Source organism: Aeromonas sp. R7-1, assembly GCF_040908115.1.
In the GTDB taxonomy this organism is placed as follows: domain Bacteria; phylum Pseudomonadota; class Gammaproteobacteria; order Enterobacterales; family Aeromonadaceae; genus Aeromonas; species Aeromonas caviae.
On record NZ_JBFODD010000042.1, the window covers coordinates 13,230 to 33,092 of the forward strand.

The 19,863-nt window shown below is 64.2% G+C and carries 19 protein-coding genes; 6 read left to right on the plus strand and 13 right to left on the minus strand.

The genetic code is table 11. The features are described from left to right. Positions 1–281: 281 nt before the first annotated feature. Both ydiK and AB5Y51_RS11015 read right to left on the minus strand, forming a co-directional pair. Positions 282–1,367: an AI-2E family transporter YdiK gene (ydiK, locus tag AB5Y51_RS11010; RefSeq protein WP_029314855.1), complete on the minus strand. Its 1,086-nt coding sequence runs from the start codon at positions 1,365–1,367 to the stop codon at positions 282–284. A gap of 9 nt (positions 1,368–1,376) precedes the next feature. Then, a complete protein-coding gene (locus AB5Y51_RS11015) occupies positions 1,377–2,753 on the minus strand; it encodes a bifunctional NUDIX hydrolase/phosphatase PAP2 family protein (protein WP_368178437.1) in 1,377 nt (458 codons plus the stop codon). Positions 2,754–2,925: 172 nt separating this feature from the next. Between AB5Y51_RS11015 and AB5Y51_RS11020 the strand changes: the two genes are divergently transcribed. Further along, a complete protein-coding gene (locus AB5Y51_RS11020) occupies positions 2,926–3,303 on the plus strand; it encodes a hypothetical protein (protein WP_010675931.1) in 378 nt (125 codons plus the stop codon). A gap of 80 nt (positions 3,304–3,383) precedes the next feature. Here AB5Y51_RS11020 and AB5Y51_RS11025 read toward each other — a convergent pair whose 3' ends face one another. Continuing rightward, positions 3,384–4,769 (minus strand): hypothetical protein, encoded by a 1,386-nt coding sequence (locus tag AB5Y51_RS11025; RefSeq protein WP_368178438.1) that lies wholly within the window; start codon positions 4,767–4,769, stop codon positions 3,384–3,386. Between the two features lie 219 nt (positions 4,770–4,988). Between AB5Y51_RS11025 and AB5Y51_RS11030 the strand changes: the two genes are divergently transcribed. Then, a complete protein-coding gene (locus AB5Y51_RS11030) occupies positions 4,989–5,306 on the plus strand; it encodes a DUF1496 domain-containing protein (protein ID WP_039040821.1) in 318 nt (105 codons plus the stop codon). An 817-nt stretch (positions 5,307–6,123) separates the two neighbouring features. On the opposite strand, the gene AB5Y51_RS11035 is transcribed toward AB5Y51_RS11030, so the two are convergent. After that, positions 6,124–7,572, minus strand: coding sequence for a catalase (locus AB5Y51_RS11035; RefSeq protein WP_368178439.1), 1,449 nt, complete (start codon positions 7,570–7,572; stop codon positions 6,124–6,126). A gap of 152 nt (positions 7,573–7,724) precedes the next feature. On the opposite strand from AB5Y51_RS11035, the gene AB5Y51_RS11040 reads away from it, so the two are divergent. Both AB5Y51_RS11040 and AB5Y51_RS11045 read left to right on the plus strand, forming a co-directional pair. After that, positions 7,725–8,213: a GNAT family N-acetyltransferase gene (locus AB5Y51_RS11040; RefSeq protein WP_010675925.1), complete on the plus strand. Its 489-nt coding sequence runs from the start codon at positions 7,725–7,727 to the stop codon at positions 8,211–8,213. Then, positions 8,210–9,067 (plus strand): GyrI-like domain-containing protein, encoded by an 858-nt coding sequence (locus AB5Y51_RS11045; RefSeq protein WP_368178440.1) that lies wholly within the window; start codon positions 8,210–8,212, stop codon positions 9,065–9,067. Before AB5Y51_RS11040 ends, AB5Y51_RS11045 begins: the two co-directional genes overlap by 4 nt. 69 nt (positions 9,068–9,136) lie before the next feature. Here the strand turns inward: AB5Y51_RS11045 and AB5Y51_RS11050 are convergent, their stop codons facing one another. Both AB5Y51_RS11050 and AB5Y51_RS11055 read right to left on the minus strand, forming a co-directional pair. Next, on the minus strand, positions 9,137–10,036 hold the full coding sequence (locus AB5Y51_RS11050; RefSeq protein ID WP_216944958.1) for a DMT family transporter: 900 nt from the start codon (positions 10,034–10,036) through the stop codon (positions 9,137–9,139). Positions 10,037–10,145: 109 nt separating this feature from the next. Further along, the gene (locus tag AB5Y51_RS11055) at positions 10,146–10,586 is read right to left on the minus strand and encodes a DUF2214 family protein (protein WP_039040139.1); all 441 of its coding nucleotides are present in this window, start codon (positions 10,584–10,586) and stop codon (positions 10,146–10,148) included. 110 nt (positions 10,587–10,696) lie between these two features. Between AB5Y51_RS11055 and AB5Y51_RS11060 the strand changes: the two genes are divergently transcribed. Continuing rightward, positions 10,697–12,301 carry a sensor domain-containing diguanylate cyclase gene (locus AB5Y51_RS11060; RefSeq protein ID WP_161646899.1) on the plus strand — a complete coding sequence of 535 codons (1,605 nt, stop codon included), beginning with the start codon at positions 10,697–10,699 and terminating at the stop codon, positions 12,299–12,301. A gap of 23 nt (positions 12,302–12,324) precedes the next feature. Here AB5Y51_RS11060 and AB5Y51_RS11065 read toward each other — a convergent pair whose 3' ends face one another. From AB5Y51_RS11065 to AB5Y51_RS11090, 6 genes are all read right to left on the minus strand, one after another. Continuing rightward, on the minus strand, positions 12,325–12,984 hold the full coding sequence (locus tag AB5Y51_RS11065; RefSeq protein WP_041214057.1) for an HAD family phosphatase: 660 nt from the start codon (positions 12,982–12,984) through the stop codon (positions 12,325–12,327). Between the two features lie 65 nt (positions 12,985–13,049). Further along, positions 13,050–14,057 (minus strand): ABC transporter ATP-binding protein, encoded by a 1,008-nt coding sequence (locus AB5Y51_RS11070; RefSeq protein WP_368178441.1) that lies wholly within the window; start codon positions 14,055–14,057, stop codon positions 13,050–13,052. 6 nt (positions 14,058–14,063) lie between these two features. Continuing rightward, a complete protein-coding gene (locus tag AB5Y51_RS11075; RefSeq protein ID WP_368178442.1) occupies positions 14,064–14,840 on the minus strand; it encodes an ABC transporter permease in 777 nt (258 codons plus the stop codon). Next, entirely contained in the window at positions 14,833–15,729 is an 897-nt protein-coding gene (locus AB5Y51_RS11080) for an ABC transporter permease subunit (protein WP_213320791.1), read from the minus strand. The genes AB5Y51_RS11075 and AB5Y51_RS11080 overlap by 8 nt, the downstream gene beginning before the upstream one ends. After that, complete coding sequence (locus tag AB5Y51_RS11085) at positions 15,729–16,562, minus strand: alkaline phosphatase family protein (protein ID WP_368178443.1); 834 nt, start codon at positions 16,560–16,562, stop codon at positions 15,729–15,731. Before AB5Y51_RS11085 ends, AB5Y51_RS11080 begins: the two co-directional genes overlap by 1 nt. Before the next feature lie 10 nt (positions 16,563–16,572). Further along, complete coding sequence (locus AB5Y51_RS11090; RefSeq protein ID WP_010675915.1) at positions 16,573–17,619, minus strand: ABC transporter substrate-binding protein; 1,047 nt, start codon at positions 17,617–17,619, stop codon at positions 16,573–16,575. 183 nt (positions 17,620–17,802) lie between these two features. On the opposite strand from AB5Y51_RS11090, the gene AB5Y51_RS11095 reads away from it, so the two are divergent. Continuing rightward, a complete protein-coding gene (locus AB5Y51_RS11095) occupies positions 17,803–18,615 on the plus strand; it encodes a UTRA domain-containing protein (RefSeq protein ID WP_270830399.1) in 813 nt (270 codons plus the stop codon). 46 nt (positions 18,616–18,661) lie between these two features. Here the strand turns inward: AB5Y51_RS11095 and AB5Y51_RS11100 are convergent, their stop codons facing one another. Then, positions 18,662–19,426, minus strand: a complete 765-nt coding sequence (locus AB5Y51_RS11100) for a helix-turn-helix transcriptional regulator (protein ID WP_010675913.1) — start codon at positions 19,424–19,426, stop codon at positions 18,662–18,664. Between the last annotated feature and the right edge of the window lie 437 nt (positions 19,427–19,863).

The window sequence follows — 19,863 nt, forward strand, 5'->3', positions numbered from 1 at the left end:
GGTTCGTGTTTTGGCGTTACGGTTCGAACTTTGGTTCTAAAAGCCGCGACCAGCCGTCGGTTCGATTAGCCGTAAGGTGTAATCGGACGTTCGCGTAAATCAATTCTCCCGCTATAACAGCCATCCATATTTCCCTGCTGCAGATGCCGCTGATTCATGGACACACCGGACAGCGGCATCTCGATCGTCCGATTATGCTTCGCTAATCGAACCTGCATGGGACGGTAATAAACAAAAGAGCCGCCCTGGGGCGGCTCTTTGCATCGGGGATGAATGAATCGTCACGGCGCCTTGGGCGGCTCCACCAGAGCGCTCGCCGGCTGGTCATCTTCCTTGATCCAGGCATCCAGCAGGGTGTAGCCCACCGCCAGCACCACGGGGCCGATGAAGAGACCGATGATCCCCATGGCCAGCAAGCCGCCGATGACCCCCACCAGAATGAGGATGAGGGGGAGGTCGGCCCCGCGCTTGATGAGGAAGGGGCGCAGGAAGTTGTCCATGGTGCCCGCCAGCAGGGACCAGACCAGCAGGAAGGTGCCCCAGGTGGTGTCCCCGCTCCAGTAGAGGTAGCCGACGCTGGCCAGCAGCACCGGGAAGGGGCCTATCTGGGCGACGATCAGCAGGAACATCAGCACCACCAGCACCATGACATAGGGAATGCCGGCGATGAGCAGGCCCAGGCCCGCCACCGAGGATTGCACCAGGGCGGTCACCACCACCCCCATGGCGACGGCACGGATGGCCTGGGAGGCGAGCACCACCGCATTGTCACCGCGCTGGCCCGCCAGACGGTGGGCGAAGCGGCGAATGCCTTCTGCCGCCTTCTCTCCCGAGTGGTAGAGCAGGCCGCAGATGGCCACGGTCAGCAGGAAGTGGACGAACAGCAGGCCGAGGTTGCCCGCCTGGGCCGCCAGCCAGCGGGCGGTCTGGCCGAAGTAGGGGGCCAGCTTGGTGAACAGCACCTGGCCGCCGCTCGCGAGGATCTGCTGCCAGAACTCATAGAGCTTGTCGCCCACCAGGGGCACTTGCTGCAACCAGAGCAGCTCGGGGGGCGGGGATTGGCTGAGCTCGGTGCCCAGCTCGATGAGCATGGGGGCCTTCTCCGCCACGTTGGCCAGCGTCATGAAGAGGGGAATGACGAAGATGAGCAGCAAGATGCTGGTCATCAGCAACGCCGCCAGGGTGCGCTTGCCCCACAGCAGGCGCTGGGCCATCTGCATCAGGGGCCAGGTGGCGATGGTGATCATGGTCGACCACACCAGGGCGGGCAGGAAGGGGCGCAAGACCATGAAGCACGAGATGATGAGCAGGCTGAGGAACAGCAAGCCCAGGGTGATCTTGGCCAAATCCACTTTTTTCATATTCATGGCATTCCCTTAACGAGGGGTTGAGCGCCCGGTTCGGGCACCGTGACGGATAGCGGACAACGACCACCAGAGCCCGGCGCTGAGCCAGAACCCCAGGCAGCCAAAGAGCCACCCTTGTCCCGCGAGGATCAGCAGAGAGCTGCTGGTGAGCGCGGGCACCAGGAACAGGAGCCCTGCCACGACCAGTCCCCCTGCCAGGGTCAGCAGCGCGGCGGGCAGGGCGGGGGTGGGGCTCCGTTCGAGTGATAGCAGATTACCCGATACCAGCCCCAGGGTGAACATGGCAAGCCCGGCCAGGGCGGTGGACTGGGTGAGCCAGGCCGAGAGGGCGCTGGCGATGAGCAGCCCGGCCCAGGGGAGCGGGCGTGCCGCCAGCTTCGCCAGCGGGGCGCGCAGTGCCAGCAGCAGGGCCCCCAGGGCAAGGCCGGCCACCACATCCGAGAGGAAGTGGACCCCCAGCCAGACTCGGGCCAGCCCGGCCACGCCGGCCAGCAACAGGGCCAGCAAGGCCCCCTGCCAAACCCGCAGCGCCGGCAGCCAGCCAAGCAGCAGGCCCCAGTAGAGCAGGGTCGAGGCGGCGTGGCCGCTCGGCATGCCGAAACCCTGGGCACTCTGGCGGGCCAGCTCGGGTTGCAGGTGGAAGGGTCTGGGCCAGCCGATGCCCGCCTTGAGCAGGTTCACCACCAGAGTGAGCAGCACCATGGCAAACAGCAGGTGGCGCAGCCTGGACCAGCCGAGCAGGGGCAGCAGCAAGGGCAGCAGCGCCAGCTGGAAGGGGGCCGAGCCCAGCAGATTGCCCGCCCTTGGCCAGAGCGCATCCGGCCCTAGCCATTGTTGCAGGCGCTGGATCAGCGGCAACTCGGCGCGGTGCAGCGCACTGGCCGCGTCGCTGAAATCCGTCACCCACAGCACCTGGCTTTCGGGCACCTCGGCCAGCCTCGGGGCTATCCAGTCGAGCTGCGCCGGGAAGCGACGCTGGTCAGGGGGCAGGTCGGCGGCCGCGATCAGCCTGGCGTTCAGGATCTCGCCACCGAGATCCGGGGCCTGGAGCAGGGAGACAAACCCCGTCCCCCGCTGGACCCGCAGGGGCTCCAGGGTCTGGCAGGCGAACACCCTGGCCCGTTGCCAGCGCCCCAGCTCGTCGGTGACGCGACCCTGGAGGCCGGTCTCCTCGAACAGCTCGCGCAGGGCCGCCTGCTCCTGAGTCTCCCCCCTGTCGATGTAACCGCCGCTCAGGCTGTAGCGCGAGGAGAGCCTGTCCTGCACCAGCAGGATCCCTTGCTGGTGGCGGATCACGCAGGCGGCCGCAGAGGGAGGGGATTCGGCGCGGGAGGCGGGCAGGGCACCGCCCAGCAACAGCAGCAGGCAGAAGACGACTCGAAACATGATGACACCCAGGGGCAAGGAGTGGGGACAAGGGTCACAGAAATCAGACGGCCGGGCAATGGCTTGCAGGGGGCACCGACCCTGTGGGGGACGCAAGGATTGCCGTCTGCGCGGGCAGTCCCTAGTATTGGCGGCTATTGTTCTTCTCATTCACTACATTGTGGGGCTCTTCATGCGACAGTTCGGTTTCTTTCTGGGGATTGCCATCGGCGTCATCCTGATACTGTTTGGCAGCATCGTCATCTTCCAGGCCCTGCCTGCGGCGCTGGACGTGCTGGAGATGCCGAGCCGGATCCCCTTCGTGCGCGAGGTGTACACCTGGCTGATGAGCAGCGCCAACGGGCTAACCGCCCAGCTGGAGCAGAACTTCCTGGAGGCCTTCCAGACGGTGCTCAAGCTGATCCTGCTCATCACCTTCATGTGGGTCTGCGTCAAGCTGGTCAACATGGGGGTGCTGATCATCCGGGCCGGCGTCGACCTTATCCGCACCGCCATCGAGCACAGCGAAGAGAAGGGTGCCAAGCCCACCGAGCAGGACCGCCATTTCTGATCTTCCCCTGCCACGGGTCAGATAAACAACAGGCCATCATGTGATGGCCTGTTTTTATGGTGGCATGACGCTTAAATAAGTCAGTTAAGCAGTTTTTCCAGCTCCGCTTCGGCATCCGCCCTGGCCTGATCGCTCAGGGTGCCGGAGGTCGCTTCCCGCTTCTCGCCCTGTTGCTGCACCGCCTTTTCGGCTTGCTGCTGTGCACTGGTCACGGTACTGATGGTTTCGGCGCTGCTGGCGGCCTGCTTGGCGCTGTCGCTCACTGCCTTGGCGGCTTGCTGCTGCGCCGTGGTTGCGGCACTGATGGTCGCTGCGCTGCTGACGGCTTGCTTGGCGCTGTCGCTCGCCGCCTTGGTGGCTTGTTGCTGCGCTGTGGTTGCGGCACTGATGGTCGCGGCACTGCTGACGGCCTGCTTGGCGCTGTCGCTCACCGCCTTGACGGCTTGTTGCTGCGCCGTGGTTGCGGCACTGCTGGCGGCCTGTTTGGCGCTGTCGCTCACCGCCTTGGCGGCTTGCTGCTGCGCCGTGGTGGCGGCACTGATGGCGGCGGCACTGCTGGCAGCCTGCTTGGCGCTGTCACTTACCGCCTTGGCGGCTTGTTGCTGCGCTGTGGTTGCGGCACTGATGGTCGCTGCGCTGCTGGCGGCCTGTTTGGCGGTGTCGCTCACCGCCTTTTCGGCTTGCTGCTGCGCCGTGGTTGCGGCACTGATGGCGGCGGCACTGCTGGCGGCCTGCTTGGCGCTGTCGCTCACCGCCTTGGCGGTTTGCTGCTGCGCCGTGGTGGCGGCACTGATGGTCGCTGCGCTGCTGGCGGCCTGTTTGGCCGAGCCGCTCGCCGCCTTGGTCGCTTGTTGCTGCGCCGTGGTGGCGGCACTGCCGATCACCTGTCTGGTGGAGTCGGACAGGGCCTTGCTGGCGCTCTGTTGCAGGCCCCCCATCATGGTGCCCAGCAGAGAACTGCCCGCGCCCGTGAGCCCCTGACCGGCACCGGTCAGGGCCGTGGCGGCCGGGGTGGCCTGGGACTGCCAGCCCTGCATGGCGCTGGGCCAGGTCGGGGTGGCGGCCGTCAGGTTTTCCCCGAAGACCTGGGTCGCCCCGTCACCTTTTTGCACCATGACGGCGAGCTGGTTGGTGTCGGCGTTCCAGACCATGCCGGCCTGCTTGGCTACGTCCGGCACGGGGGCGTAGCGGGAGACCACGTAAAAGAGCGGCCCCTCCTGTTGCAGCTCGTCGGCGGTCTTGAGCAGCTGCATGGTGCTCTCGTAGTTGGGCCCCAGCATGGCGGTCATTCTGTCCTTGATCAGCGGCTGCTCGAACAGGTTGGCCTCGTTCGGATCGAAACCGACCAGCGGCTTGAGCAGGGCCCACATCAGCTGGCTGGTGGGGCTCATCATCAGCAGGGGGGCGACACAGGCGGACAACATCAGGCTCAGGCAGGCAGCCTTGAGCAACGGCATGATACGCATTGACAACATATCCAGTTAATTATCTGATTATTAAGGGTTATTCATTACCGCATCCCGGCGATGCCGGTGGGGGCCCACGGCAGCGCCCTGACAGGCCTTGGCGGGCGCAGGCAGGCTATCATATTGCTTCCGGAATGCCAGATGAGCCGACATTTATTGGTCAAGTCGAGGGCTCTGCTGGTCGCTTTACACTTTCACTCCCCCGTGACAGGAATTCCCATGATCCGTTGTGCAGGTTGTCTGCTGGCCCTTGGCTGGCTCTTCCCCGCGTTGGCCGCCCCGGCGTCCAACACCCTCAGCCACTCGGTGGGCACCGAGCTGGTGCTGCCCCTTGGTTCGCTGCCCGAGCGGGTGTGCTGGTATCAGGATCAGAAATACTCCCAGGGGGCCCGTATCCAGCAGGGGGAGCTCTGGCTGGAGTGCGCGCCGCAACAGGCGATGGAGACCAATGGTCCCCTGATCTGGCGAGAGGTGACGACGCCGTCACAAAGTGGTGAACCGGAGGGCAACCAGCGGACGATCCGGGTGGGCCAGTGAGCCTTTTCTTGATCCAGCTACAGACACGGGCGTGATCTCTATCGCATAATGCGGCTCTTTCTTCTCTTGACTGGGATCTAAGCAATGGCTCGTCGCTCTTCCAATGCACAACGTCGTCGCAGTAGCTGGTGGTACAAACGCTTGTTGGCAAGGGAGCGGGAAGAGCGCGAAGCGCGTTCCGTCCGGGATTGATACCGCATTGAACAACGGAGCCTCGGGCTCCGTTTTTATTGGTGACTAAACGTGCATTACCGCAGGCAGGTTTATTACCACAGGTGGATAATGATGCCGCTCTGTCAGTGCACAACGTCGTTGCCGTCGTGAGCTGGCGGTACAACCCCTTGTTGGCAAGGGAGGGAAGCGCGCGAGGGCGCTGCGTCCGGGATGGATACGGCATGGAAGAACGGAGCCTCGGGCTCCGTTTTTATTGGTGAATATAAGTGCATTACCACAGGCAGGTTTATTACCACAGGTGGATAATGATGCCGCTCTGCCAGTGCACAACGTCGTTGCCGCCGTGAGCTGGCGGTACCAACCCTTGTTGGCAAAGGAGCGGTAAGAGCGCGAGGGCGCTGCGGCCGGGATGGATACGGCATTGAAATCGGAGCCTCGGGCTCCGTTTTTATTGGTGACTAAAAGAGCATTATCGCAGGCAGGTTTATTACCACAGGTGGACAATGGTGCCGCTCTGCTAGTGCACAACGTCGTTGCCGTCGTGAGCTGGCGGTACAACCCCTTCATTCAGCAAAGACCGTCATGCGAGAACGGGGGCCATCAGGCCCCCGTTTTGCATTTGCAGAGGTTGGCTGCCTGCGACTCAGCGTTGCAGGGCGGCCAGGGCCAGCTCGACCCGCTTGGCGTACTCGGGGTCGGCCTGCTCGAAGTGCCTGAGCTGGGCCGCGACGATGGCGTCATCCTCCACATTGATGAGGGAGCGGGCCAGGTTGGCGGCGAGGCGGGCACGCTGCCCCTCGTCCATCAGGCGGAAGAGATCCCCCGGCTGGCTGTAGTAGTCGCTGTCGTAGTCACGAAAATCGTAGTGCAGGGCAGCCCCTTCCAGACTCAGGGCCGGTTCGTGCTGCTCGCTCGGCTGCTGGGTGCCGAAGCGGTTTGGCTGGTAGTTGGGGCTGGCGCCGCCATTGCTGTCCGCTCGCATGGCGCCGTCGCGGTGGGCACCGTGGTGGAACGGGCAGCGCGGGGCGTTGACCGGCAGCAGGCCGTGGTTGACGCCGAGGCGATAGCGCTGGGTGTCACCGTAGGAGAAGAGCCGCCCCTGCAACATGCGATCCGGCGAGAAGCCGATGCCGGGCACCACGTTGGCCGGGGTGAAGGCGGCCTGCTCCACGTGGGCGAAGTAGTTGTCCGGGTTCTGGTTGAGCTCAAGCACCCCGACCGGGATGAGCGGGTAGTCCTTGTGGGGCCACACCTTGGTGAGATCGAACGGGTGGATCTTGTAGGTCTGGGCCTCGGCCTCTGGCATCACCTGCACATAGACCTTCCAGCGCGGGAAGTCGCCCCGCTCGATGGCGTTGAACAGATCCGCCTGGCTGGTCTCTCTGTCCTGACCGACGACGGTGGCGGCCTCTTCATCGATGTAGAAGCGGTGGCCTTGCTCGGTCTTGAAGTGGAACTTGACCCAGAAACGCTCGTTGGCCGAGTTGATGAAGCTGAAGGTGTGGCTGCCGTAGCCGTTCATCTCCCGCAGGCTCCTGGGGATGCCGCGATCGCTGAAGAGGATGGTGACCTGGTGCAGGGATTCCGGGTGGCGGGACCAGAAGTCCCAGGCGGCGGTGGCGCTGCGCAGGTTGGTGCGGGGATCCCGCTTCTGGGTGTGGATGAAGTCGGGGAATTTCAGGGGATCGCGAATGAAAAAGACCGGGGTGTTGTTGCCCACCAGATCCCAGTTGCCCTGCTCGGTATAGAACTTGAGGGCGAAGCCGCGCACGTCCCGCTCGGCGTCGGCGGCCCCCTTCTCGCCGGCCACGGTGGAGAAGCGCAGGAACACCGGGGTCTGCTTGCCGACAGCGTTGAACAGGTCGGCCTTGCTGAAGGCGCTGATGTCGTGGGTCACGGTGAAGGTGCCGTAGGCGCCCGAGCCCTTGGCGTGCACCACCCGCTCGGGGATGCGCTCGCGGTCGAAGTGGGCGAGTTTCTCCATCAACCAGATGTCTTGCATCAGGACGGGGCCGCGGGGGCCGGCGGTGAGGCTGTTGTTGTTGTCGACGACGGGGGCGCCGTTGGCGCTGCGCAGGGTCTTGTCGGTCATGGCGGGTCTCCTTGTGATGAGTCGCCAGACTAGGGGAAGTGGGGGAGCGGCTCCAATGGAGTGTGCCTAACCCTTTGATTGGTTTCGCTGATGGGGGTGGAAACAGACGCCAGCCTTGCGGCAAGATGGGATTCAGCCAATCAGGAGGTCTCATGTCCATCACCATTCGCCGCGCCGGGCCGGAAGATGCCGCCGCCCTGCGGGATCTTCACGCCATGCCCCATGCCCAGGCGGGCACCCTGCAACTTCCCTTCCCCTCCCTGCAGCAGTGGGAGCAGAAGCTGACCCCGCGGGATGGCATCTACAGCCTGCTGGCGGAGTGGGAGGGGGAGGTGGCGGGCGCGCTGGTCCTGATGGTGGAGCCTGCCCCCCGCCGCCGCCACGTGGCGAGCATCGGCATGGCGGTACACGATGACTGGGCCGGGCGCGGGGTGGGCACCGCCCTGATGCAGGCTGCGCTGGATCTGGCGGACAACTGGCTCGGCTTGACGCGGGTGGAGCTGACGGTCTGGGCCGACAATCAGGCGGCCCTGGCCCTCTATCGCAAGGCGGGCTTTGTGGAGGAGGGCGTAGCCCGGGATTACGGCCTGCGTCATGGGGTGCTGGTGGATGCCCTCTACATGGCCAGGGTGCGCCGATGATCGACTATCGCGAGCGCCTGACGCCGGTGCTGAGGGCACTGGAGCAGGATCCGGATCTCTCCATCGAGGCGCTGGCGAGTCGCGCCTGCCTCTCCCTCTACCATTTCCACCGGGTGTTCACCGCCGTGGTGGGGGAGGCCCCCGGCGAGATGTGCCGCCGCCTGCGGATGCAGCGGGCGGCCTGGCAGCTCTGCTACACCGATGCCAGCGTCACCGCCATCGCCCTGGGGGCGGGGCTTGGCAGCTCCCAGGCTTTTGCCAAGGCGTTTCGCCGCCACTATGGTTGCACCCCAGGGGTGTTTCGCCGCGACAAGGGCAAGAATGGACACCTGGATCGCAAGGAAGGACACGCATGGCAAGGGGTACTCCCTTATGCTGAAGGCCACTCATCAGCAAGGAGCAACACCATGAACACCGTCGAGATGGACGCCCGCACCCTGGCCTATGTCCGCGTGACCGGCCCCTATGGCGAAGGGTATGACGCCGTCTGCCATCGCCTTCACCAGTGGGCCGCGCCCCGTGGCCTGGAAGGAGGAGAGTGGATCTTCATCTACCACGACAACCCCGAGGTGACGCCGCCGGCCCAGTGCCGCACCGACATCGGCATCAGCGTGCCGGTGGGCACCCTGGGGGCGGGGGAGGTGGAGATCCAGCACATCCCCGCCGGACGCTACGCCCAGTCCCGCTACCTCATCACGGATCGCAGCCAGTACGGGGAGCGCTGGCAGGAGCACATTGGCGAGATCGTTGCGGCTGGGCTCGCCTTTGGGGACGGCCCCTGCTTCGAGCTCTATCACAGCGTGAGCAATGACCCGCTGCGGGATGACGTGAGCTTCTGCTCCAGCGTGCGCTAGGCAGGCGGCAATAAAACGAGGCGCCCAAGGGCGCCTCGTTTTATTTGGGGTCAATGACCACCGCAGATATCAGGACTGGCTGGGCACCTTGTTGCGGCGGGACTTCCACCACCAGCGCAGGCGGATCTGGGAGATGAGCATCCCCGCCAGCATCAGGGCGCAGCCGACCACGGCCCGTTCGTCCAGATATTCCCCCAGCAGCAGGACACCGCCGATGGCGGCGAACACCGTCTCCAGGCTGAGGATGATGGCGGCGTGGGCCGGATGGGCACCGCGCTGCCCCACCACCTGCAGGGTATAGCCGATGCCGACCGAGACCAGACCGGCGTAGAGCAGCGCCTGCCAGCCCGCCACGGCACCACTCGCCGTCGGGGTCTCGATGACGAAGGCCGTGGCCAGGCTGAGCAGGCCGCACACCACGAACTGCACCCCGGCAAGACGAATGGGGGCGACCCGGTTCGAGTAGTGATCCAGCACCAGCAGGTGCACGGCCCAGAACAGGGCCCCGATCACTTGCAGCAGATCGCCGTAGCCGATGGTGAACTCCTCGGTGACGCTGAGGTAGTAGAGCCCGGCCATGGCGATGAGGGCGCCAATCCAGGTGTTGGCCCCGGTCTTGTGGCGCAGGGCCAGGCCGATGACGGGGACCAGGATGATGTAGAGACCGGTGATGAAGCCCGCCTTGGCGGCCGTGGTGTAGAGCAGTCCCACCTGTTGCAGGGAGGCGGCGGAGAAGAGCACGGTGCCGGCGATGAGACCCCCGGTCAGCAGCAGGCGGTGATCACCGGCAGGCTGGGGCGGCTGGCGTGACTTGAGCCACCACAAGAGCGGCAGCAGGGAGAGGGCGCCCAGCAGGAAGCGCAGGCCGTTGAAGGTGAAGGGCCCCATGTGATCCATCCCCAGACGCTGGGCGACGAAGCCCAGCCCCCAGATGGCGGCGGCCATCAATAACATCATGTTTGAACGCATACGGAATCATCCCTGAGAAAGAGTCTCGGCGGCACTCGGGCCCCGCCATTACGATACCTGCGAGAAGGGGCGTTTGTCGTCAGCCATTTGTTGCCGGGCGAGGGCAGGATCAGCGGCTGGCCAGCTTGGCGAGCAGGGGCAGCAGGGCGAGCAGCAGCAGGTTGCCCCTAAGGATCCAGATCACCCAGAACTGCTGCTGGGTGGAGACAAGGGGAGCCCGTCCCTGGCGCAAGGATCGGCGCCAGTGGTGGAACAGCCGGCTGGGGTAGCCAAAGCTGATGGCCATGGCGAAGAACATCAGCAGCTTGGTGCGGTAACCCGGATTGGCAAGCAGGATGGCCGGTGGCTGGGGATGGGCGACCACCAGCAGCACGCCCGTGATGAAGATGAGCAGCAGGGCCAGGGCGGCCAGGCTGTCAGCCAGCAGCAGCTTGCGCACCTGCTCGATGGACATGCCGCGCCGGAACAGGAAATACTCCGAGGTGATGGCACCGGTCAGGGTGATCACGGCGCAGTAATGGAGGGCAGTCAGCAGTTCCGGTTTCAACATCCAGGCCAGTTCCTTCTCGTTGGCCACATGATGCGCTTCCCTTTGGACGCCATCAGGTGGGGCTGATATTCTGACACTACACGATGTCAGGGGATAGCATGGAGTCAGGGTTGGATAAGCGAGCAGTCTCCAAAAAGACCTGGTCCCTGGTGGCACGGATGCGCCTGGGCCTGCTTCTGCTCTTCATTCCCGTCCTGATGCTGGGCGCCATCTACTACCTGCACATGGAGCGCAGCCTGCAGCGAGAGCTGCAACAGCGCCTGCTCGCCACCAATCACCAGTTGCGCCACGTCTTCATCGAGCCCTACCTGAACGAGATGGAGCGTCAGTTCTCCCTCATCTACGACCAGGTCAAGGTGGAGGACATCAGCGGCCCCCGTCTGCGCAACACCGACTCCTATCTCAGGGAGTGGCGCCTCTACAAGGGGGTGATGGCGGATCTCATCTACATCTATGTGGGCACCGCCGAGCGCCAGATGCTGATCTACCCCGAATGGCAGGCGGATGCGGACTTCGATCCCAGGGTGCGCCCCTGGTATCAGCTGGCCAGCCAGCATGTGGGCAAGATGGTCTGGACCGAACCCTACTACGACTACACCAACGGCACGCTGGTGATCGCCCTGGCGCGGGCCATCACCGACAAGGAGGGCAAGGTGCGGGGGGTCTTCGCGGTGGATGCCATCCTGGCCCCCTTCTCCGCCCAGCTGAACCGGCAGTGGAACAGCGGTTACCAGATGATCGTCAACCAGTCGGGCAAGGTGCTGGCCCACCCCGATCCCTCACAACTGCTCAAGCCCATGACGCACCCGACCTGGCTCTCCCGCTTCAGCGGGGAGGACGGCATCTTCCTGGATCAGGCGTCTCGCCAGTTCGTGGCCTACAGCCGCCTGCCGGACCACAACTGGGTGCTGATCAGCGTGTTGCCCGCCTCCAGCATTCAGGCGGTGGTGGCGAGTGCCTCCCTCAACGTGCTCGGGATCATCGTGCTGGCCAGCGTGCTCTACATGGTGCTGGCACTGATCTGGTCCCGTTATTTCAGGCGGATGCTGGACGAGATCTCCACCGTGATCCGGGCCAGCCGGACCCAGCCTGACGAGGTGCACCAGGGGGGGATGCGCGAGCTCAGGCACGTCTATGCCGAACTGGCGGAGGTGAGCAAGGATTATCACGAGGTGCGCCAGCAGGCGAACCTCGACAAGCTGACCGGCCTTTACAACCGGCGCTTCTTCGACGAGCGGTTGAATCGGCTGCTGCTCGATCAGGACAGCTTCTGCCTGGCCATGATCGATCTGGACGGTTTCAAGCGGATCAATGACACCTATGGCCACCAGACCGGGGACGTGGTGCTCAAGCGGGTGGCCAGTTTTGGCGCCAAGCTGCTGGGGGATCATGGCTGGGTATGCCGCTATGGCGGGGAAGAGCTGGTGGTGCTGTTCGCCAATCCGGACATCCACTTCTGCCAGATGCTGCTGGAGCAGTACAGGATTGGGGTGGCCTCCCTGCACTGGCGTGAACCCGGTCTTGGGATCACCTTCAGCGGCGGCCTGGTGGCGAGTGCCCCCGGGCTTGGGGCCAGGAGCCTGTTGACCATGGTCGATGCCGAGGTCTATCGCGCCAAGGGTGACGGCAAGAATCGCATCTACATGGTGGATCCCCTGGCTCCCCGGGACGACTCGCCCTCAGGGGATGGCATGTTGAGCAAAGAAGAGGCCTGAGGGCCTCTTCTTCATTGCGCGGATCAAGGGTGCAACTGCCAGGTCCAGAGGGGCCAGCCAAGCTCCTCGGCGCACTGGCGCAGGGCGGGGGCCGGATTGACCGCATGGGGATGGCTCACCGCCCGCAGCATGGGCAGATCGTTGTGGGAGTCGCTGTAGCCGAAGCTCCCCTGCCAGAGGTGTTCCTTTCCGGCAAAGAGCTGGTTGATGCGGGCCACCTTGCCCTCGCGAAAACTCAGGGTGCCGCGGGTCTGGCCGGTCAACATGCCGGCTTCCTCGTCGAGCAGGATGGCCACGCAGTGATCCATCCCCAGCATCTGCGCCATGGGGGCCACCAGATGCTCGCCGGAGGCGGAGATGAGCACCAGCTCGTCGCCACGCTGGCGATGCCACTCGATGCGGGCCAGCCCCTCCGGGTAGAGGCGCTCCCGCAGCACCTGTTCGGCAAAGCGGGTGCAGAGGGAGTCGAGCCACTGGCGCGTCCTGCCTGCCAGCGGTTGCAGGGTGAAGGCCATGTACTGGTGCATGTCCATCTTGCCCTGGTGGTAGAGGGACATCATGGCCTGCTCCTCGGCCACCATGCCCGCCGGGGCCAGCTCCTGGGCCACCATGTACTCCAGCCAGAGGCTGGCGGAATCCCCCGCTATCAGGGTCTCGTCCAGATCAAACAGTGCCAGGGCCATGGCTGCTCCTCGGGTTGGCTGCCAGCATCGGGGTACTGGCTGAAAAATGAATGGGATTCATGGCGTTATGCTACCTCACAGAGTTGATCCCGGGCCACCACCAGGGTCACGGCGCTGCCTACCGGCAGCAGATCGCCGGCACGGCGGTTGAGGCAATCCACCGTCAACAGCCCTGCCTCGCACTCCACCTGATAGCGGATGACGTTGCCGAGCAGCTGCTGCTGGCGAACGATGCCGGGCAGGCTGGGCTCGTGGCTGACCGCCCCTGCGGGCAGCAGGGTGATGGACTCCGGCCGCAGCGCCAGCTTGCCGCGAAAGCGCGGGCCGAACAGGGATTTGGCCTGCTCGCCACCCAGCAGGTTGTAGTTGCCGATAAAGCCCGCCACGAACTCGCTGGCGGGACGGGTATAGATCTGCTCCGGCGTGCCGCTCTGGACGATGGAGCCCTTGTTCATCAGGAAGATCCGATCCGACAGGGTCAACGCCTCCTCCTGATCGTGGGTCACGAAGATGGTGGTGAGCTCGAGGCGCTGCTGGATCGCGCGGATCTGCTGGCGCAGGCTGCGGCGGATGCGGGCATCCAGCGCCGAGAGCGGCTCATCCAGCAAGAGGATCCGCGGCTGCACCACCAGAGCCCGGGCCAGCGCCACCCGCTGGCGCTGGCCGCCGGAGAGCTCGGCCGGATAGCGGCGCTCGAAGCCGGTCAGCTCCACCAGCTCAAGCGCCTCTTGCACGCTGGCGGCGAGATCCCGCCCCGGCTGGGGCTTCATCTTGAGGCCGAAGGCGACGTTGTCCCACACCGTCATGTTGGGAAACAGCGCATAGCTCTGGAACACCATGCCGATGCCCCGCTTCTGGGGCGCCTGCCAGGTGATGTCCTCACCGGCCACCCGCACCTGACCGCCATCCACCGGGGTGAGCCCGGCCAGCGCCCGCAGCAGGGTGGATTTGCCGCAGCCGGAGGGGCCGAGCAGGGTCACCAGCTCCCCCTTGCGGATGCCGAATTCAATCCCCTCGAACACCTTGGTGTCGCCGTAGGATTTGTGCAGTTGATTCACTTCTAGATGGAACATGTTGATTCACCGATGAAATCTGTTGGCCGCCCAGGTGAGCAGCAGGGTCAGCAGGAAGTAGCTCATCACCAGTGCGCTGGTGAAGTGGCCCGAGGTGGCACGCATGTTGTAGAGGTAGACCTGCAGGGTCTCGTAACGGGTGCCCACCAGCATGTTGGCAAACACGAACTCGCCGAGCAGGAAGGAGAGGGAGAGAAACAGTGCCGCCAGCAGCCCCTTGCGCAGGCAGGGGATCACCACCAGCAGGAAGGCGCGGGCGCTGCTCGCCCCCAGCAGGTGAGCGGCATCCATCAGATCCTTGAGCGGCACCCCTTGCAGGCTGTTGGCCAGCGCCCGGTACATGAAGGGGAGCACCACGGTGAACCAGGTCCCGATCAGGATCCAGGGCGTGCCGATAATCGGCAGCACGCCGTCAGCGTAGATCTGCAGCAGCCCCACCGAGGAGACCACGGGCGGCACCGCGAAGGGGAGCAGGATCAAGAGGTTCATCCAGGGATCCAGCCTGGGGAAGTAGTAGGCCACCACCAGCACGGTGGGCACCAGCACCAGGGTCCCAAGCAGCAGGGTGGCGAAACAGACCAGGAGGCTGCGGCCAAAGGCCGCCAGAAAGCGCGGGTCGCCCCAGAGTTTGAGATACCAGTCGAGGGTAAAGCTATCCGGCAGCAGGGTCGCCCCCCAGCGGGTGGAGATGGAGTAGAGAAAGGTAGCCAGCAGCGGCAGCAGCAGGGTGGCGACCAGCGCCCCCAGCACCCATCTGGGCCAGCGCGGCGTCAAATCATGCATGGGATTGCCCCTTGTTCACATAGCTCTTTTTCAGCAACCACTGGTTGGCGGCTGTCACCACCCCCAGCAGCACCATCAGGATCACCGCCAGCGCCGCTGCGAGATTCGGCTCGAGGAAGATGTCGCCGGAGACCAGACTGGCCACCCGGATGGTCACCAGGTTGAAGTTGCCGGTGGTGAGGGCGTAGGCGGAGGCATAGGCTCCCACCGCGTTGGCAAACAGGATGATCAGGGTGCCGAGCAAGGCGGGCGTCAGAACCGGCAGCGCCACGTGCCACACATACTGGCCCTTGCTGGCGCCAAGCAGGGCGGCGGCCTGGGGCCACTCATCCTGCAGGGCGTCGAACGCCGGGTAGAGCAGCAGCAGGGCAAGCGGGATCTGGAAGTAGGTGTAAATCAGGATAAGACCGCTGCCCGAATAGAGGTTGAAGCCGTCGATGAGGCCCCAGGATTTGAGCAGCAGGGTCACCGCGCCATTGATGCCGAGCACGATGATGAAGGCGAACGCCAGCGGCACGCCGCTGAAGTTGCCCGTCATGGTGACGAAGGCCAGCAGCACCCGCTTGACCCGCTCGCCGCTGTGGCGCAGCGCCGCCGCCCCGAGGGTGCCGATGGCGAGCCCCGCCAGGCTGGCGATGCCGGCGATGCGCAAGGAGTTGCCGAAGGATTGCAGATAGAAGGGGGAGCTCAAAATCTCCCGGTAATGGTCGAGACCCCAGCCATCGGTTGTCTGGACGCTGCCCACCAGTACCCACACCATGGGGGCGAGCTGAAACAGGATCATCAATAGGACAAAGGGCAGCAGCACCAGGGCCGGCAGCCAGTGGCGGCGCTCCCGGCGTGGCTTCACCTGTTGATCCGCGAGGATCTCGGTGGTGGCAGGCATCATCAGTGCACCTCGCGCATAAAGGCCGCCTTGAGCAGCGGGGGGGCTGCCGGCTTGTCGTGGGGAACTCCCAGCAGATCCGCCATCAGGGCGCAGAGCTGGGTCTGGGCGATCACTACCCCATCCGGCCAGCGCTCGACGAAGGCGTCGCCAAAGAGCCAGAGTGGCACGGTGCGCTCTTCCGGCAGGGTGCCGCCATGGCTCAGGTCGTTGTTCATGCCGTGATCCGAGGTGATCACCACCTGATACCCCTCTGCCAGCCACTGGGGCAGCAGGTCGGCCAGCAGGCTGTCCATGCGGCGCGCCTGATTGCGGTACTGGCGGGAATCGAGGCCAAACTGGTGGCCCGCATCGTCCACTCCCATGGGGTGGATCAGCAGAAAATCGGGGTCGTACTGGCTGCGCAACCACTCGCCGTCCATCAGCAGGTGGCTGTCGGGGTAGCCGTCATCCCAGTAGAAGCAGCCGTGCTGGATGGGCAGTTGCTCATCGTGAGTGAAGCGATCGCGGGCCGCCAGCCAGGGGCTCTGGTTGTAGAGCTCGCTCACCCAGTGGTAGGCCGCCGCTGCGGTGCGTTTACCCGCGGCCCGGGCCAGATGGAAGATGGAGTCGTGTTGGCTCAGGCGCGTCACCCCGTTGTGGGTGATGCCGCTCGCCACCGGCGGCAGGCCGGTCAGGATGCACTCGTAGAGAGGGCGGGAGAGGGAGGGCAGGGCGGCACTCAGGGTCGTATGCAGGCCGCGCTCTGCCTCCACCATGCCACAGAGGTAGCCCATGCAATGGGCTACCTCTGCTGCCAGGCCATCCACAAGTACCACTATCACCTTGTGTTGCACTGGCCACTCCTTACTGCATGTTGATCATGACGGTTTCCTGCCACTGGCGCGGCAGGGCCTTGGAGCTCTGCTCCCAGGCGGCGTGATCCTGCACCGGCTTGGCATTGGCGTACTGCTCGGCCGGCAGCAGCTTGGCTTTCACGTCATCCGGCAGGGTCACGTTGCTGCGGATGGGGCGGGCGTAGCCACGGGCCAGGTTGATTTGGCCTGCATCGGAGAGGATGTATTCTCGCGCCAGCTTGGCGGCGTTGGGGTTCTTGGCCCACTTGTTGATGATGGTGGTGTAGCCGGCTATGACGGAGCCGTCGCTCGGGATCACCACATCAAACTTCTTGGGGTCGATCTGGTCGCGGTAGTTGAGGGCGTTGAAGTCCCACAGCACCCCCACTTCCACTTCGCCTTTTTCGATGTTGGCGATGGTCGGGTCGTTCAGCGACAGACGGCCCTGCTTGGCCAGCTTGCCGAACAGATCCAGGGCGGGTTTCAGATTCTTCTCGCTGCCGCCGGTGGCATAGGCCGCCGCCAGCACGCCGTTGTTGGCCTGGGAGGCGACGCCCACGTCACCCAGGGTCACCTTGTAGTCGCCACCCAGCAGGGATTGCCAGCTGGTAGGGGCGGCCTTGACCAGATCCTTGTTGATCAGGAAGGCGATGGTGCCGGTATAGGCCAGCATCCAGTGGCCGTCCGCATCCTTGGCCCAGTTGGGAATGTCGGCCCAGGTGGAGGGCTTGTAGGGCTGGGTGACCCCCTGCTTGACCGCGACCGGGCCGAAGGCGCCGCCCACGTCGCCGATGTCGGCGGTGGCATTGGCCTTCTCGGCGGCGAACTTGGCGATCTCCTGGGCGGAGCTCATGTCGGTATCCTGATGCTTGATGCCGTAGATGCTGCCGAGCTGCTGCCAGGTATCCTTCCAGTTGGCCCAGCTGTCCGGCATGCCGACGCTCTGGAGCTGGCCCTCACCGCGGGCGGCTTTTTCGAGATCCGCGATGTTCTCGGCGGCAAACAGCGGTTGACTGATGGCCACCAGGGCCAGTGCACTTGCGATCACGCTTTTCATCATCCCATCCCTCTGGACTAGGTCAGTTAAGGTTCGAGAGGGATGCTAGAGGGGAAATATGACGGTGGCGGGGCGCTTTGATGGCAGTTTCGTGACAATCGCCCTGTCATGGCGCTGTCATCAGGGGCGGTTACAACTCGGGGTCGACAACCTCTGGTCTACTCCAGTGGTGTGCAAACCCGAATGACCGACAGGGATGTGACAGTGACAGAGCGATTGAGTGAACAGGGGATGGCCGATGGCCGCACACCCTCCAAGTGCGAACAGATTTGCCGGACCCTGCGCCGCTATATCGGCAGCGGACACCTGGCGGCGGGGCAGCAGCTGCCCGCCGAACGGGCCCTGAGCGAGCGATTCGCCACCACCCGCATCACCATCAAGGAGGCGCTCTCCAGCCTCGAGGCGGACGGCCTCATCTACCGGGCCGAGCGGCGTGGCTGGTTCGTGGCGCCGCCTCGCCTCACCTACGATCCCGCCATCCACACCCACTTTCACCAGTGGATTGGCGAGCAGCAGCGCACCGCCGAGACCCGGGTGCTGGCCCATGGCAACCAGCTTGCCAGCAGCGAGTTGTGCCGCTGGATGGGTCTGGAACCCTTTACGCCGCTCTACGAGATCCGCCGCCAGCGGCTGATCGACGGTCGCCCCGTGCTCCACGTCAGCCATCACCTGCTGGCGAGCCGCTTCCCCGGCATCGCCAGCGCTCCTCTGGCCAGCTCCCTCACCGAGCTTTACCGGCAGCGCTATGGCATAGGCCAGGGCTGGGCGAGCCTCGAGATCACCCCCTCGGCGGCCCGGGGAGAGATAGCCCGCGCCCTCAACCTGGCCCAGGGGAGCGCCGTGCTGCGCTTGGTGCGGGTCAATCATGACGAGGAGGGGAAGCTGGTGGATTGCGACATCGAGCACTGGCGACCGGACGCCATCCGCATCTGCCTGGATACCCGGGCACTGCAACCGCTCGCCATGGGCGCGCGGCAGGTGCAACTGGCAGAGTAGCGGCGTTCTGGCGCTGACATGGCGGATCCCGCAGGATCCACCGGGATCAGTTGTCGATGTTGGGGATCAGATCGTCGAAGCTCTGGTAGCCGCAGTCGGCCAGTTGCAGCGACATGGTGTAGGTCTTGCTGCCCTCCCGCTGGCCGATGGCGGGGCGGTTGAGCTTGAGCTCCTGATGCCAGTACTCCTTCATGCGATCGATCAGCGCCATGGCCTCGCTCTCCCCCAGATGGAGCTGGCACAGCGCCATGTAGTTGTTGGGCCTGTGCATGTTCTCCACCAGATAGTCCCCCAGCACCGACATGGCCTGGCGCGCCTGCTGGCGGGCGAAGCGGCTGTGCTGCTCGAAGCTGATGCGCTCGCTGATGAGGAAGTGGTAGCTGTTGTCGATGCCAAGCTGCAGGATGCCGAGCTTCTCCAGCTTGCGCAGATAGAGGTAGCAGGAGGCATCGGTCAGGCCGTACTCCCGCTTGAGATCGATGAGGGTCTTGTCGCGCCAGAAGATGTTGGCGAGAAAGGCATAGAGCCCCGGCTCCTTGTGAAACGCCTCGTCCTGCTCCTGGGTGAAGACGGCCCGGCGGCTCTGGGCATCCTGGGTCCGGTCCAGCAGCTCTTCGAAGGAGAGTCCCACCAGATGGCAGATCTCCAGCAGGGTGTCGAACGGCAGGGAGGGCTTGTTCATCATGCGCTTCACGGTGGCGATGGAAACCCCCATGGCTTCTGCCAGGGTCTGATAGCGGATCCCCTTGTCGGTCAGGGTTTTCTTCAGGGTGTCGAGGATGTGATTGGCCAGTGTCTGGCTGTAGGTCATGCAACTATTCCTTTATCTGCATTTTTAGTCGTGTCAGAAATTGAGTGGTTTGTCTGTATCGGGCTCAAATTTTGACACCTAGAAAAACCAGAGGAGGGTAACCCGGTGATAATGGCGGAAATGGCCTGACCAGTTGTGGTGCAAGGTGGCAGAAAATGACACTCGGTGGTGCATATCCTTCAACCTTTCAACATTTTGCTGGTGATGCATATTACATCGCACATAATTCAACACGAATCGGATTCAATACCTTCCTGGTTGAGAAAACGATTGTTTGCTTCCAATTTAAGGGTTTTTTTAACCGCAAGGTTTTATTCTTTCCTGGCATTGAGCGGAACTCGCAAGAGGTCCGCTTTTTTTCTTTTCTCCGAATCTGAGCCCGTCGTCAAGAATGGGGCGCAGTTTTGGTACTTCCTGCGCCACCGACCCCCGAAGGC